General features: G+C 46.3%; 13 protein-coding genes and 1 riboswitch. Of the genes, 8 read left to right on the top strand and 5 right to left on the bottom strand.

The window, feature by feature from the left end; genetic code table 11:
* Positions 1-101: 101 nt before the first annotated feature.
* Positions 102-401 (bottom strand): DUF2607 family protein, encoded by a 300-nt coding sequence (locus VEA_RS00440; RefSeq protein ID WP_012841165.1) that lies wholly within the window; start codon positions 399-401, stop codon positions 102-104.
* A 236-nt stretch (positions 402-637) separates the two neighbouring features.
* Entirely contained in the window at positions 638-1,189 is a 552-nt protein-coding gene (locus VEA_RS00435) for a YtfJ family protein (RefSeq protein ID WP_005392336.1), read from the bottom strand.
* A gap of 214 nt (positions 1,190-1,403) precedes the next feature.
* Between VEA_RS00435 and VEA_RS00430 the strand changes: the two genes are divergently transcribed.
* Positions 1,404-1,604: a DUF1107 domain-containing protein gene (locus VEA_RS00430; protein ID WP_012841164.1), complete on the top strand. Its 201-nt coding sequence runs from the start codon at positions 1,404-1,406 to the stop codon at positions 1,602-1,604.
* Between the two features lie 86 nt (positions 1,605-1,690).
* Here the strand turns inward: VEA_RS00430 and msrA are convergent, their stop codons facing one another.
* Positions 1,691-2,329 (bottom strand): peptide-methionine (S)-S-oxide reductase MsrA, encoded by a 639-nt coding sequence (gene msrA, locus VEA_RS00425; RefSeq protein WP_005392333.1) that lies wholly within the window; start codon positions 2,327-2,329, stop codon positions 1,691-1,693.
* Positions 2,330-2,496: 167 nt separating this feature from the next.
* Between msrA and tamA the strand changes: the two genes are divergently transcribed.
* The 4 genes from tamA to VEA_RS00405 are packed head-to-tail and all read left to right on the top strand — an operon-like array spanning position 2,497 to position 8,778.
* Positions 2,497-4,209 carry an autotransporter assembly complex protein TamA gene (gene tamA / locus VEA_RS00420; RefSeq protein ID WP_006742967.1) on the top strand — a complete coding sequence of 571 codons (1,713 nt, stop codon included), beginning with the start codon at positions 2,497-2,499 and terminating at the stop codon, positions 4,207-4,209.
* On the top strand, positions 4,206-7,970 hold the full coding sequence (gene tamB, locus VEA_RS00415; RefSeq protein ID WP_012841163.1) for an autotransporter assembly complex protein TamB: 3,765 nt from the start codon (positions 4,206-4,208) through the stop codon (positions 7,968-7,970). The genes tamA and tamB overlap by 4 nt, the downstream gene beginning before the upstream one ends.
* Before the next feature lie 45 nt (positions 7,971-8,015).
* The gene (locus VEA_RS00410) at positions 8,016-8,363 is read left to right on the top strand and encodes a gamma-glutamylcyclotransferase family protein (RefSeq protein ID WP_012841162.1); all 348 of its coding nucleotides are present in this window, start codon (positions 8,016-8,018) and stop codon (positions 8,361-8,363) included.
* A 49-nt stretch (positions 8,364-8,412) separates the two neighbouring features.
* Complete coding sequence (locus VEA_RS00405; RefSeq protein ID WP_012841161.1) at positions 8,413-8,778, top strand: DUF2799 domain-containing protein; 366 nt, start codon at positions 8,413-8,415, stop codon at positions 8,776-8,778.
* Positions 8,779-8,848: 70 nt separating this feature from the next.
* Here the strand turns inward: VEA_RS00405 and ppa are convergent, their stop codons facing one another.
* Both ppa and fbp read right to left on the bottom strand, forming a co-directional pair.
* Positions 8,849-9,379, bottom strand: coding sequence for an inorganic diphosphatase (ppa, locus tag VEA_RS00400; protein ID WP_012841160.1), 531 nt, complete (start codon positions 9,377-9,379; stop codon positions 8,849-8,851).
* Between the two features lie 127 nt (positions 9,380-9,506).
* A complete protein-coding gene (fbp, locus tag VEA_RS00395; protein ID WP_005392321.1) occupies positions 9,507-10,523 on the bottom strand; it encodes a class 1 fructose-bisphosphatase in 1,017 nt (338 codons plus the stop codon).
* A 312-nt stretch (positions 10,524-10,835) separates the two neighbouring features.
* Between fbp and mpl the strand changes: the two genes are divergently transcribed.
* From mpl to thiB, 3 genes are all read left to right on the top strand, one after another.
* On the top strand, positions 10,836-12,194 hold the full coding sequence (mpl, locus tag VEA_RS00390; protein WP_006742965.1) for a UDP-N-acetylmuramate:L-alanyl-gamma-D-glutamyl-meso-diaminopimelate ligase: 1,359 nt from the start codon (positions 10,836-10,838) through the stop codon (positions 12,192-12,194).
* 4 nt (positions 12,195-12,198) lie between these two features.
* Positions 12,199-12,834 carry a flavin prenyltransferase UbiX gene (locus VEA_RS00385; protein ID WP_006742964.1) on the top strand — a complete coding sequence of 212 codons (636 nt, stop codon included), beginning with the start codon at positions 12,199-12,201 and terminating at the stop codon, positions 12,832-12,834.
* Between the two features lie 37 nt (positions 12,835-12,871).
* A riboswitch (TPP riboswitch) is annotated at positions 12,872-13,008 on the top strand.
* Positions 13,009-13,079: 71 nt separating this feature from the next.
* A complete protein-coding gene (gene thiB / locus VEA_RS00380; RefSeq protein ID WP_006742963.1) occupies positions 13,080-14,072 on the top strand; it encodes a thiamine ABC transporter substrate binding subunit in 993 nt (330 codons plus the stop codon).
* Positions 14,073-14,084: the final 12 nt, after the last annotated feature.

The following is a 14,084-nucleotide window of genomic DNA, read 5'->3' as shown; positions in this document are numbered from 1 at the left end:
AGCAATACCGGATCAGATTTGTATTTACTAAGGTGCGATTCGTTGACACGTGAGGTGTAGGAATGCGCACAAATTATGTTGAGTGTGGAATAGTTTGGAAATTAAGCAAAATAAGGCGGGGCACGAGCTGCACCACGAATGTCTTCACTATTAACAAGGCGCTGAAAGACATCATGGTATTGGATGCGCGTAAATGTTGGCAACGATAGGGTCGGTTGAGCTTTGGCTATGCCGTGCTGAACCCCAGAAAATAGCTGGCAATGATGGTGTGTGTGGTGTTCGGGAGTCAGATCAACTTGATGAAGGATTACCGCAAAGTTCCAAGCGATCAGCAACGCGACACTGAAAAATAAAACAGTGCGATGCCAATGCTTCCGTATCTTTTGCTGGTGGTGGTACATCTGAGCTCCTCTTACCGACTGTTATAATATAACACCCATAATGAGTAAAAGTTCACTCTTTTGTTGGCTAGTGGGAAAATTTACGTCAACACATGTGATGTCGCCGAATCTGAGACTGTCTCCTTGGTGGAATCACTGAGCGTTAAACTAGGGGCAACAGAAATCTCAAGCTTTAAGTTTGGTCGCAAGGCTCCTTATACTGCGTACTGCGGATATTAAGGAGCCAAGCAACGAGACTAGATATTCTGTTTAATTAGCTCGATCACCTTTGCAATTTCATCTTGCTCAAGTGCGCCTTCTTTTACAAACAGCACTTTGCCTGTTTTGTCTTGAACAATAATGGCAGAGCTTTCTTCTTTAAGATCCCAAGTGTTGGCGACTACGCCATTTTCATCCAGAACCATAGATGACCAAGGAAACTCTTTTTTGCTGTCTTGGGCTGAAGATTTCACGAACGAACCTGTCCCCCAGATTGCATCATCTTGGTTAATGATCGTTGTTGTTTGGTAGCTTTCTTGCGGGAATTGCGCGGCGGTTATTGCTGACATCAAAGGGGCGTTCATTTCTTTTGAACTGCTACGACCTGCGATTGCTTGAATAACACGAACCTTACCCTGCATATGCTGGGTTGCCCATGGTTGGTATGCCACGCCCTCACCCTGCAAAACAATCTCGCCATAAGCCGCGACCTTGGCAGAAGGAACGGTCTCACCGACAGATAGGTTGTGTGCAAACGCAAAGCTTGGCGTTATAGCCAATAGTAGAGGTAGGAGAGTCTTAGTTTTCATATTGTTATATTCCGTACGAGTTGGAAGTTTTCCAGTATATATCCAGATCTAGGAAATTTGTAGAACTGTTGATAACATTTATTTAACGTATGGGGTGGTGTAATATTGCGTTATATTTAGAATTTGCTAAAATGAACCTCGTCGCAGATTGCGCATCAAGATTGCAGAGGATAAATAAGCAATCCGTGTTTTCTCAAAGGAATTGAGGTGAGTTATGCTACGTGAGTTTGCTGTATACCGACCATTACAAGTGGCACGTTTCGTTAAAACGTTGTTCAAAGGTCAATTCTTTATTGCTGGGGTTGGATGTTTTCAGTTCGACAATGGCAAAGTTTTGCTCCCTGACGTCAACGATCAGAAAAGACTCACCATCTTTAAAGAAGTCAACCAAGTGATTGCTTCGTTGTCTGTTTAAGAGCCCGTTGGCTTGAATTTAGTTTTCGATTTCAAAAAAGAGCGACCTATTCGGTCGCTCTTTTTGGTTTCAGTTAGTCCTAGGAACTAACTTTGTAAGCTGGGTGGAAAGCAAACACCTGTGCCACCGATACCGCAGTAACCGTCAGGGTTTTTAGCCAGATATTGCTGGTGGTAAGTTTCGGCAAAATAATACGGGCCCGCTGGCTGTATCTCAGTGGTGATGTTCGCGCGTAGTTCCTCTTGCAGTGCTTGTTGATACAAGAGCTTCGATTTTTCTGCGCTCTCTTGCTGCTTCGCGGAATAAGTGTAAATAGCCGAACGGTATTGTGTGCCCAAATCGTTACCTTGACGCATCCCCTGGGTTGGGTCATGTTTCTCCCAAAAAACGGCCAGTAGTTTTTCTAAGGAAATCACGCGTTCATCGAAGACGACTCGTACTACCTCTGTATGGCCTGTTTTACCCGTACACACCTCTTCATAAGTAGGATTGGGTGTATATCCACCGGCGTAGCCAACCGAAGTGGAGATAACCCCATCCAGTTGCCAAAATACGCGCTCAGCACCCCAAAAGCAGCCCATTCCCAGCAGAATTTGTTGTTGATGCGGCTCCAATGGTGCCTTTAAGTTAGATTTATTTACAAAATGATGATCTTCAACCTGCATCGGTTGATCTCTACCTGGCAAGGCATCTTCTATACTGATCAATGTTTGTTTGTTGAGCATGGTATTTGTCCTTCAATACGTGTCTTAAATTTGCGAACTTTTTCATTTCGTCTGTATCTGATGCTGTGATGACATAGACCGCGTTAAACCTATTAATATTACAGACTTAGACTTTAATTGGCGTTATCATTATTTACGTTTACTTAACCTCATTCAGCCAAAAAAGCATGATAAAAAAAGCTCTCCTCACCATTGTTGGCCTGTTTGCCTTTTCTCATGGTGCCTATGCCGATGTTTCTTTGACTTTAAAAGGCATCGATGGCGCTTTAGAAGAGAATGTCAGTGCGTACCTGTCGTCCATTCCAGCGAAGGACTACTCCACTTCTCTGCGCTTTCAAGCGAGATTAGATCAAAGTATCACTGAAGCTCTTAATGCGCTTGGGTATTATCATGCAAAAATTTCATACTCTATTCCGGAAGGGAATGATGAGTTGATCGTCAGCATCAAGCCGGGTTTACCTGTGAAAGTGAAAGTCATGGATGTGGTGATCACAGGTGAAGCAAAAGACGATGAAGAGTTCGCCAAACTTATTGAACGTTCACCGCTTAAAGTCGGTAAAGTATTGAATCAAGGTGAATACGATAGCCTGAAATCGGGTATTCGTAACTTGGCGTTGCAGCGTGGTTATTTCAATGGTGATTACAAGCTCAGCAAACTTGAAGTGATTCCTGACTTCAATGAAGCGAATGTGCGTTTGCATTATGACAGTGGTATTCGTTATCACTTTGGTCCGATTAACATTACCGGCAGTCAGATTTGGGAAAACCGTGTTGAATCAATGCGACCTTTTGAAATTGGTGAACCTTACTTGGTTTCGCAAGTGGGGGAGTACAACCAAAACCTGTCTAATACCGATTGGTTTTCATCGGTTTTTGTGGAGCCTGATTTAAGTAAATTGGATGAGGGACGCGAATTGCCAATTAAGGTCTCGCTCGCGCCAGCGTCAAAAAACCAAATAGAAACCGGTCTTGGTTACTCGACCGATACTGGTGTGCGTGGCACGTTAAAATGGAAAAAACCATGGGTTAGTTCACGTGGCCACAGCTTTAATACGGCGTTATCACTATCAAAGCCAGAACAGACGATCACGGCAGGCTACAAAATCCCGCTTGATGATGTATTGCGTGAATACTACCAATTGCAATTTGGTTTAAAGCACCTTGATAACCGAGATACGGAGAGTTTGGAATCCAACTTGGCAGTTGAGCGACATTGGCTAACTGATGGCGGTTGGCATAAAACCATTTATGTTCGTCACTTGTATGAAAACTTCTCTCAAGGTCTGCAAGATGATGGGGTGCAATTTGTGTTACCCGGAGCCACTTTTTCACGAACTCGTGTCCGTGGTGGCAACATGCCAATGTGGGGGGATAAGCAAAGTGTAACGATCGAATATGGTGATCCTGCTTTGCTGTCAGAAACGCGAGTATTGCGCCTATTAGGGCGATCATCTTGGATCCGCGGGATCGGTGATAATCATCGTGGTTTGTTCCGTTTAGAAGGTGGTGCGAACATCACTGACGAATTTGAAAAGCTTTCACCTTCTCTGCGTTTCTTCGCTGGTGGTGACAACAACATTCGTGGTTATGGATACGAGTCTATTTCACCTGTGGATGAAAGTGGCGCCTTGACGGGTGGTAAATACATCGTTAGCAGCACATTAGAATATCAATATCGCGTATATGGAAACTGGTGGGCAGCCACCTTCTACGATATTGGTGATGCATTTAACGAAACACCTAAATGGAAATCGGGTGCTGGTGTGGGTATCCGTTGGGCGTCTCCGGTTGGACCGGTTAGCTTTGATTTTGCGTGGGGACTGGATGAAAAACCAGAAAGAGAGTTCCGCATCCACTTCTCATTGGGGCCTGAGTTATGATCAAAATGATGTTTAAGTGGACCAAATGGCTGTCGCTAAGTTTGATTGGTCTATTGCTGTTGCTCATCATTTTTGTTGCGACAGTGCTATTTACTCACCCTGGTCTTAAGCTCGCGTTGTGGGGAGCAGAAAAGGCTTTACCGCAACTACAGATAGAGAAAGTTCAGGGTTCATTATTTCCTCGTTTTGAGCTACAGAACGTCAGTTTTGTCGACGAATCTTTGAACATCGACGCAAAAGTCGATCGTTTAGCGTTAGCGGTTAACTTCCGTTGTTTCTTTGATCCTAAAGTCTGTGTCGATGAGCTAACCCTGCAAGGTGTTAACTTTCAGATGCCAGAGCTCCCTCCGGCAGGCGAAGAGCCAGAGGAGACTCCGCCATTACGTACAGTCAGTACACCAGTCCCTATTTTTGTTAATAAGGTCAGTTTTGATGACATTAACTTAAACATTTTAGGCAACCAAATTGACTGGCAAGATTTCTCTACCGGGCTTTCTATGCAAGGCGACCGTTTAGTGATTGCGCCGACGGCATTAAAAGACATCAATGTTGCATTGGCTCCAAGTGAAGCTGAACCTGAAGCGGCCACAGACGAGCCGAAAGACGCTGACGCTCCGCCGCAAGATATTGTGTTACCCGAGGTGTGGATTCCACTCACTGTGGAAGCACGACGCCTCGATATTCATAACTTCAAGCTTGCAGGTGAGAAGCCGGTGATCGTTCACCACCTTGGTGTTGTAGCGAAAGCGGGGGGCGACCGTGTTGATGTGAAAACATTAGAGCTCGATATGCCTGAAGTGGAAGGTAAGTTAAGCACGCAAGTAACGCTTTCTGCTGACTATCCTCTCAAAGCACAGCTCGATGCGCTGGTGAAGCAAGCGGATGCGAAGGGACAAAAGCTGTCGCTGTCAGCTGCTGGTTCGGTGGGAGACCTTTCTCTCACTGCGACCTTATCTGAACTAGTCGAAGCGGAGATCAAAGGTGAACTTCAGCCCCTGAAAGCGCAGTTCCCCTTTGATGTTGCAATCAAAAATGTGCAAGCGCAATGGCCGTTAATCGGTCAAAGTGATTATCAAGTATCGGTACCAAGTTTATCTGCAAAAGGTTCCCTGGACGGATACACTGTGGCACTAGAAACACAAGCTTCGGGTAAAGATATTCCTGCTGTAGATGTTGCACTAAACGGCAAAGGCACATTAGAGCAAATCGATCTTGAAAGCCTGGTAGTCAAAACATTGGGCGGTGAGCTATCCGGTCAGGTGATGGCGAATTGGGCTGCGCCAATCAACTGGCAAGCTGACCTTAATTTGCAACATATTCAACCAGGGCTTCAATGGGAAGAAGCGGAAGGCGATATCAGTGGTAGCCTCTCGACTTCAGGTTCTTTAACAGAACAAGGCGGTTGGCAAGTCAGTTTACCTAAGTTAGATATCGATGGCATTTTGCGCGGTTATCCGCTGAATGTGGAAGGCCAACTGGAAGCGTCTGATAAGAATGGCAAAGGTGAAGACATTCAGCTTACCACACAAGGTTTAGCGCTTTCTCATGGCCCTAACCAATTGAGTGCCAAGGGTAAGATTGATAAGCAGATATTAATGGATGTTGAGGTTAACTTCCCCGATTTTGCGAAAAGTGTTCCAGATCTAGCGGGTAAGATGCAAGGCAACGTGGCGCTGCGTGGTAGCTTGAAAGAGCCTGACATCAAATTAGACCTAGCGCTAAATCAAGTGAACTGGCAGCAGCAAGCGAACGTCGAAAACATAACTTTGAAGGGGGATGTGACGCCTCTGCCAGCACCGAAAGCGAACTTAAGCCTCATTGCGAACAACATTACCTACGACGACATTAAAGTTGATAGTGCAGACCTTGAAGTTTCTGGGGATGAAAAACTGCACCAACTGACGCTAGATGTGGTGTCTGACATTGTATCAACCAGCTTAGAAATTGAAGGCTCATTCATACAGAAGCCGCAAATGATCTGGGATGGTGCATTGCGTCGTCTTACTTTGAGCACGCCGCAGGGACCTTGGGCGTTGCAGAAATCGACGGCGGTTAAAGTCAACATTGATAAACAAATCGCTGATGTTCAAGCACATTGTTGGCTGCAAGCCAATTCGAGTGTTTGTTTGACCGAAGATATTAGTGTTGGTCAAAGTGGCGAAGCCAAGTTAGCTGTGAACGACTTTGACTTTGAACAAATCAAGCAGTTCCTGCCGCCAGAGACGAAATTACAAGGGTCGGTCAACGCGCAAGCAACAGCAAAATGGGCACCAGAGATGAAGCCGGAAGTCACGGTGAACGTTGATATGCCTAAAGGTCAAGTAGAGCAAGCACTAGAGCAGCCGATAACTCTTGGTTGGGAAAGCTTTAGCTTTAAAGCGGCGCTGGCAAAAGACAAGTTAGATGCTGAGTGGTTATTTGATGTGAGAGACAACGGTGACTTATCAGGTCAGGTTTCTTTGGTCGATGTAACGTCTGAGCAGCCTGAGATTGACGGTAAGGTCTCGCTATCGACATTCCATCTGGATTTCTTAGCGCCGTTGATAGGTGAGTACAGCCTATTCAAAGCGAACATGAATACTGATTTGGCGATATCTGGTGATGTTATGCACCCTAAGGTCAACGGTCAGTTCTTGATTGAGCAAATGAAGCTACAAGGTGAAGTCACGCCGATAGACATTAACTCCGGTCAGGTCGCGATCAACTTTAAAGGTCACCAAGCGGATCTTGATGCGGGTATCATGACGCCAGATGGTGAGTTGGAAGTGACTGGTGAGGCCGATTGGCAGGATCTACAAAATTGGCATACCAAAGCGCGCGTATTTGCGAAAGAGCTTCAGGTGGATCTTCCACCAATGGTAAAAATCAAAGTTGAGCCGGACATGACCATTGATGTCACACCACAGCTTGCTAAGGTCGAAGGTAATATTAATCTGCCTTGGGGACGAGTTGTGGTTGAAGAGCTGCCACCAAGTGCGGTTGGTGTTTCAAGCGACACCGTGATTTTGGACCAGAACTTACAGCCTGTGAGTGATATCGAGCCAATGCCATTTGATGTTGAAACGGATATCAACATTAAGATCGGTGATGACTTTCAACTGGCCGCCTTTGGTTTGAAAGGTGGTCTGAAAGGTAACCTCAATGTGACACAGAAAGATAAAGGTCCGTTCATCGTTGGTGAGGTTAATATCGTCGACGGTTCTTACCGCTCTTTTGGTCAGGATTTGGTGATTGAAGAAGGTAAGATCTTAATGAATGGTCCGGCAGATCAGCCGTACGTTTCTATTAAGGCGATTCGAAATCCAGATAATACCCAAGATGACGTGATTGCTGGTGTGCGTGTAACAGGACCAGCATCGGATCCAAATGTGGAGATATTCTCTGAGCCAGCGATGCCTCAAGCGAATGCGCTCTCTTACCTACTTCGCGGTCAAGACATTGATGGCGAAGCGGGAGGCAATGCTATGACGACCACGTTGATCGGCCTAAGTTTGGCAAAGAGTGGACGCGTGGTTGGTGAAATCGGCGAAGCCTTTGGGGTTCAAGATTTACAATTGGATACGGCGGGGTCGGGCGATGATTCTCAAGTGACCGTCAGTGGTTATATTCTGCCGGGATTACAGGTGAAATACGGCGTCGGCATCTTTAACTCACTAGGCGAGTTCACCGTGCGTTATCGATTGATGCAAGATCTGTATTTAGAGGCGGTTTCTGGTGTAGATAGTGCGGTTGACCTACTCTATCAATTTGAGTTCGATTAGAGCTTGTTCGTCTGCGTACATAAAGTTCATGACTAAGGAGTGGTTATGCAGCATTTAGTTTTTGTATATGGGACCTTGCGTAAAGGAGAGTGTAATCATCACTTTCTGAGCTCGGCCCAGTTTCTTGGTCAGCATGAAACGGATGCTCAGTTCGCACTGTATGACTTAGGTCCTTATCCTGCGTTGTCTGTTGGGCAGCGCTCGATACAAGGTGAAGTGTATCTGATTGATGATGAAACCTTATCCGAGCTAGATAAGTTGGAAGATGTGCCAGTAGAGTATCGTCGAGAGAGTATCGTCACGCCGTTTGGCCAAGCTTGGATCTACTTGTATCAAGATACTGAACAACTGACCGAAGAAATCGCTTCCGGAGATTGGTGTCAAAAGGTGTGAGCTATACTGACATTATCAATAGCGACGAGCTGGTCACTAAGGAGTCATGATGAAGGTATTCGTAATTGGATCAATGGCGTTGATTCTTGCCGCATGCGCGCAAACAACCCTGCCGACCTCGAGTAATGTTACCGACTGGCAAGCGTTTGGTAAGCAGTCTGCCTTAGATGGATTAAGAGTTTTATCTGAAGGTCGCATCGCTGCACTGGATGGTACTAATCATGCTACGCCTGAACTGATCATGGCCTATCAAACGGGTTATCAGCAAGGGAAGCAAGAGTATTGTGAACAAAGCGCGTATATGCTTGGTGTTATCGGGCGTCCGTATTTTGGTATTTGTGATGACCTAGACCCCTTCTTTCAGCATGACTATGACGCCGGCCGAATGTCTTCTGCAGGCGCGCCTATCTATTGACTTACACAAGATGAAAAGCAAAAGAGCTGCCCTAAAGCAGCTCTTTTTAATTTTGTATCAGCCGTGATGCTTATTTTTTCTGAGCGCGCTCGTAAGATTCTAGGATCTCAGCTTTAGCGGCAGCAACATCTGCCCAACCATCCACTTTCACCCATTTACCTGCTTCAAGCTCTTTGTAACGCTCAAAGAATTGCGTGATCTGCGCTTTCAGTAGTTCTGGGATATCGTCCACATCTTGGATGTGATCGTACTCTTTCGAGATTTTGGTGTGTGGAACCGCAAACACTTTTGCGTCTTCACCTGACTCATCCGTCATCTTCAAAACGCCAACAGGACGGCAGCGAATCACTGAACCTGGCATTAGTGGGTATGGTGTTGGTACCAGTACGTCGACTGGGTCGCCATCAAGAGACAGCGTATTGTTCACGTAGCCATAGTTACATGGGTAGAACATTGGTGCAGACATGAAACGGTCGACAAATACCGCACCAGAGTCTTTATCTACTTCGTACTTGATTGGATCTGCATTTGCAGGAATTTCGATCACGACATAGATATCTTCAGGCAGCGACTTGCCTGCTGGCACATGGTTTAAGCTCATTAGAATATTCCTTTTCATTAACGATGAGTCACACAGAAGCGGCTTCATCTGATGATAAATTCGCGTTTCACTTTAGCGACAAAAACGCGGCAGGTAAACACCTGCCGCGTTGGACAAAGGTCTGAAATTATTCTTCGTCGCGGTGCAGTTCAAGGAACTCTTCAACTTTGCGAACCATGTTCTTAGAACCAACAAAGAAAGGCACACGTTGGTGCAATTCGGTTGGTTTGATATCCATGATGCGATTGACGCCGTCTGATGCAATACCGCCCGCTTGCTCAATTAAGAACGCCATTGGGTTACATTCATAAAGTAGACGCAGTTTGCCCTGAGGATGGCTTTGCGTACTAGGGTAAAGGTAGATACCACCTTTCAGTAAGTTGCGGTGGAAATCAGCAACCAATGAGCCAATGTAGCGAGAAGTGTATGGACGACCGTCTTCTGGCACATTCTCTTGGCAGTACTTGATGTACTTCTTCACCCCTTGAGGGAAGCGAATGTAGTTACCTTCGTTGATCGAATAAATCTTGCCTTCTTCTGGGATCATCATGTTTTCATGAGAAAGGCAGAAGCTGCCGATAGATGGGTCGTAAGTAAAGCCGTTTACGCCGTTACCCGTGGTGTAAACCAACATGGTTGATGAACCGTAAATCACGTAACCAGCGGCAACTTGCTTATGACCAGGCTGAAGGAAATCTTCTTCTGTCGCTGGTGTGCCAATAGGTGAAACACGGCGATAAATAGAGAAGATAGTACCGACAGAGACGTTCACATCGATGTTAGAAGAACCATCAAGTGGGTCCATCAGTACCACATATTTGGCGTTTTGGTTGAGCTCTTTGTTGAAAGCAACCGCTTCGTCTTCTTCCTCACTGGCAACGCCACACACTTGGTCACGAGCTTCAAGCGCGGCTTTGAACTTATCGTTCGCGTAAACATCGAGCTTTTGCTGGTCTTCACCTTGGACATTTTCCGTGCCTACAGCACCAGTGATATCACCGAGACCCGCTGCGTTGATTTCGCGGTTAACGATTTTTGCAGCTAAACGAATGGAGGCTAAAAGGGATGATAGATCACCGCTAGCGTGGGGGAAATCCGCTTGTTTTTCGACAATGAACTCGCCTAGGGTGCGCAGTCCTGACATGGTTAATCCTTACATTTTCATTTCATTGGGGGTAGTGCGCAAGTGAGCATCTCTTTATGGATGTTAAACGATTGCGCTGGATGTAAGTTTAAGTCGCAGATCTTTTTAATGGTAATGAAGTAACTGTTTGAGATCTCAATTTATTTGTAGACTTGTTTGAGGGATTCATCAGTAAGCAAGAGGTTGTACAGTCTGTGTTCAACCTTGTCATATTTGTGAAAGGGACTGCAAGAAGAAGGCTAAAGTCTCTCGCTTTTCTGGTTGTGATCGCGATAATGAAAGCATTAAAGAACGCATTACAAGGTTTAGTTTATGCACATTCATATCTTGGGTATCTGTGGCACATTTATGGGCGGCGCTGCGATTTTAGCGCGCCAATTAGGGCATAAAGTCACTGGTTCTGATGCCAACGTTTACCCACCGATGAGCACGTTGCTTGAGTCTCAAGGTATTGAAATTATTGAAGGCTTCGACCCGTCTCAACTCGACCCTCAACCAGACCTTGTGGTGATCGGTAATGCCATGAGCCGTGGTAACCCATGTGTTGAACATGTGCTCAATACCAACATGCGCTACACCTCTGGTCCGCAGTGGCTCAACGAGTTTTTGCTGCACGATCGCTGGGTATTGGCGGTATCGGGTACACACGGTAAAACGACCACGTCGAGCATGCTGGCTTGGATACTCGAAGACTGCGGTTATCAACCTGGTTTCCTAGTTGGTGGAGTACTTGGTAACTTTGGAGTCTCTGCTCGTTTGGGTGAAAGCATGTTTTTTGTCGTTGAAGCGGACGAATATGACAGTGCTTTTTTCGATAAGCGTTCTAAGTTTGTGCACTACCATCCTCGAACCTTAATCATGAACAACCTTGAGTTTGATCATGCTGACATCTTCGATGATCTAGAGGCGATCAAGCGCCAATTCCATCATTTAGTGCGAACGGTTCCCGGCAATGGCTTAATCTTAGCTCCGAAGCAAGACCAAGCTTTGGCGGATGTATTAGAGCGTGGTTGCTGGACAGAAAAGCAGTTTTCAGGTGTTGAGGGCGACTGGCAAGCGCACAAATTAGTGGTCGATGGCTCAAAATTTGAAGTTGCTCTACAAGGCGAGAAGGTCGGTACCGTCGAATGGGATTTGGTGGGTGATCATAACGTTGATAATGCGTTAATGGCGATTGCCGCGGCGCGACACGTTGGCGTAACGCCGGAGCTTGCGTGTCAGGCTCTGGGCCGTTTCATTAACACCAAGCGCCGTCTTGAGTTAAAAGGTGAAGTGCAAGGTGTGACGGTTTACGATGATTTTGCGCATCATCCGACGGCAATTGAACTCACCGTCGGTGGTTTGCGTAACAAGGTAGGCGAAAAACGCATTCTTGCCGTGTTGGAACCTCGTTCTGCCACTATGAAGCGCGGCGTGCACAAAAACACACTCGCGGATTCGCTACACAGCGCAGATGAAGTGTTCTTATTCCAACCAGACAACATCGAATGGTCGGTGCAAGATATCACGGAACAATGTCAGCAACCTGCTTTTGTTGACGCTGACATCGATAACTTTGTAGCGAAAATCGTTGAACGTGCGCAGCCAGGTGACCAAATCCTCGTGATGAGTAATGGTGGCTTTGGCGGTATTCACGGCAAGATCCTCGAGCAACTTAAACAAAAAGCCTGATTTTATGCAAAACAAACAGCAGCAAGCAGAAAAAGCCATCACTTTAGCGTTAACTGGAGCATCTGGTGCGCCTTATGGTCTGCGCCTTTTAGAATGTTTGGTCGCGGCGGATTATCATGTCTACGTTTTGATCTCTTCGGCGGCTCGTGTCGTGATGGCAACCGAACACAACCTTAAGTTGCCAAGTGGGCCTGAAGCCGCAAAGCAAGCGTTGGTGGAACATCTCAACTGTGATCCAAATAACATCACCGTTTGCGGTAAAGATGACTGGTTCTCACCGGTAGCGTCTGGCTCTGCGGCACCCAAGCAAATGGTGGTTTGCCCATGTTCTGCGGGAAGCGTTGCGGCGATTGCGCATGGTATGTCGGATAACTTGATTGAGCGCGCCGCTGACGTGGTGATGAAAGAGCGTGGGCAGTTGTTGCTCGTCGTTCGCGAAACGCCATTTTCAACGCTGCATCTGGAGAACATGCACAAGCTATCGCAAATGGGCGTGACCATCATGCCAGCGGCTCCGGGCTTCTATCATCAGCCAAAGAGCATTGAAGACTTAGTGGATTTTATGGTGGCGAGAATTCTCGACCACTTAGGTATTGAGCAAGGTTTAGTGCCTCGTTGGGGTTATGACCAGCGTTCGTGAGCTGATTGTGTAACCACTCAAATACCTTTACAATCCATCCAACTCATCGGGGAGCAAACCCATTTAGCATTGAGTCAATCAATGCATTTGGGCGCTGAGACCTAAGTGCTTTACTAGGGACCCGTATTACCTGAACCAGATAATGCTGGCGTAGGAATTGAGTCTGGATATTGGAAGTCCTTAATAGCCGCCTCAACCCTGTGCCGCTCAACTTATTTCTCTGAAATACTCATGGAGAGCGAGCAGTGAAAACCACTTCAAGTCTGATTGCCTTAGCTGCAATTACTTCAACTTCAGCGTTTGCTGCTGAAAACCCATTAACTATTTATACCTACGATTCTTTTGCCGCAGATTGGGGACCAGGTCCTAAAATCGAGCAAGCTTTTGAAGCAAAATGTGGCTGTGACGTTAACTTCGTGGCGTTGGACGATGGTGTGTCGATCCTGAATCGTCTTCGTCTTGAAGGCGGTAATAGCAAAGCCGACATCGTGTTAGGTTTGGATAACAATCTGATGGCAGAAGCGAAGAAAACCGGTCTGCTTACCGAGCACAATGTGGATACGGCTAACACAGTGTTACCAAATGGTTGGAGCGACACGACGTTTGTACCGTACGATTACGGCTACTTCGCGTTTGTGTACAACACAGAGAAACTGGCTAATCCGCCGAAAAGCATGAAAGAGCTGGTGGAAACGCGCGACGATTTGAAAGTGATTTATCAAGATCCGCGTACGTCAACGCCGGGCCAAGGCTTGATGCTGTGGATGAAATCCATCTATGGCGACGATGTGACGCAAGCGTGGCAGAAGCTAGCGAGCAAAACCGTAACGGTCACGAAAGGTTGGTCAGAAGCGTATTCCATGTTCCTTAACGGCGAGTCGGACTTAGTGCTTTCTTACACTACGTCACCTGCGTACCACTTAATTGCGGAAAACGATTCAAAGTTTGCGACGGCGAATTTTGCTGAAGGTCACTACATGCAAGTTGAAGTCGCCGCTAAAGTGAAAGGGGCAAAAAATTCAGAACTTGCTGATCAATTTATGAATTTCATTTTAAGTGATGAGTTCCAGTCAGCGATGCCAACGGGTAACTGGATGTACCCTGTTACTGACGTTGAGTTACCTAAAGGTTTTGAAACCTTGAGCGTTCCAAACAAGTCGTTGAGCTTTAGTGCTGATGAAGTGGCAAAAATGCGTAAGTCTTGGATTCGTGAATGGCAAAGCGCACTGACGTTTTAGCTGACGTTCCAC

It is taken from the genome of Vibrio antiquarius, from assembly GCF_000024825.1.
GTDB classification, from domain to species: domain Bacteria; phylum Pseudomonadota; class Gammaproteobacteria; order Enterobacterales; family Vibrionaceae; genus Vibrio; species Vibrio diabolicus.
This window is presented reverse-complemented; position numbering and strand designations above follow the sequence as displayed.

Coding starts and splice junctions, on each gene's coding strand:
- VEA_RS00435 (WP_005392336.1), bottom strand. CDS start 1,189: ATGAAAACTAAGACTCTCCTACCTCTACTATTGGCTATAACGCCAAGC.
- VEA_RS00430 (WP_012841164.1), top strand. CDS start 1,404: ATGCTACGTGAGTTTGCTGTATACCGACCATTACAAGTGGCACGTTTC.
- fbp (WP_005392321.1), bottom strand. CDS start 10,523: ATGTCAGGACTGCGCACCCTAGGCGAGTTCATTGTCGAAAAACAAGCG.
- VEA_RS00410 (WP_012841162.1), top strand. CDS start 8,016: ATGCAGCATTTAGTTTTTGTATATGGGACCTTGCGTAAAGGAGAGTGT.
- tamA (WP_006742967.1), top strand. CDS start 2,497: ATGATAAAAAAAGCTCTCCTCACCATTGTTGGCCTGTTTGCCTTTTCT.
- VEA_RS00385 (WP_006742964.1), top strand. CDS start 12,199: ATGCAAAACAAACAGCAGCAAGCAGAAAAAGCCATCACTTTAGCGTTA.
- VEA_RS00405 (WP_012841161.1), top strand. CDS start 8,413: ATGAAGGTATTCGTAATTGGATCAATGGCGTTGATTCTTGCCGCATGC.
- VEA_RS00440 (WP_012841165.1), bottom strand. CDS start 401: ATGTACCACCACCAGCAAAAGATACGGAAGCATTGGCATCGCACTGTT.
- msrA (WP_005392333.1), bottom strand. CDS start 2,329: ATGCTCAACAAACAAACATTGATCAGTATAGAAGATGCCTTGCCAGGT.
- ppa (WP_012841160.1), bottom strand. CDS start 9,379: ATGAGCTTAAACCATGTGCCAGCAGGCAAGTCGCTGCCTGAAGATATC.
- mpl (WP_006742965.1), top strand. CDS start 10,836: ATGCACATTCATATCTTGGGTATCTGTGGCACATTTATGGGCGGCGCT.
- tamB (WP_012841163.1), top strand. CDS start 4,206: ATGATCAAAATGATGTTTAAGTGGACCAAATGGCTGTCGCTAAGTTTG.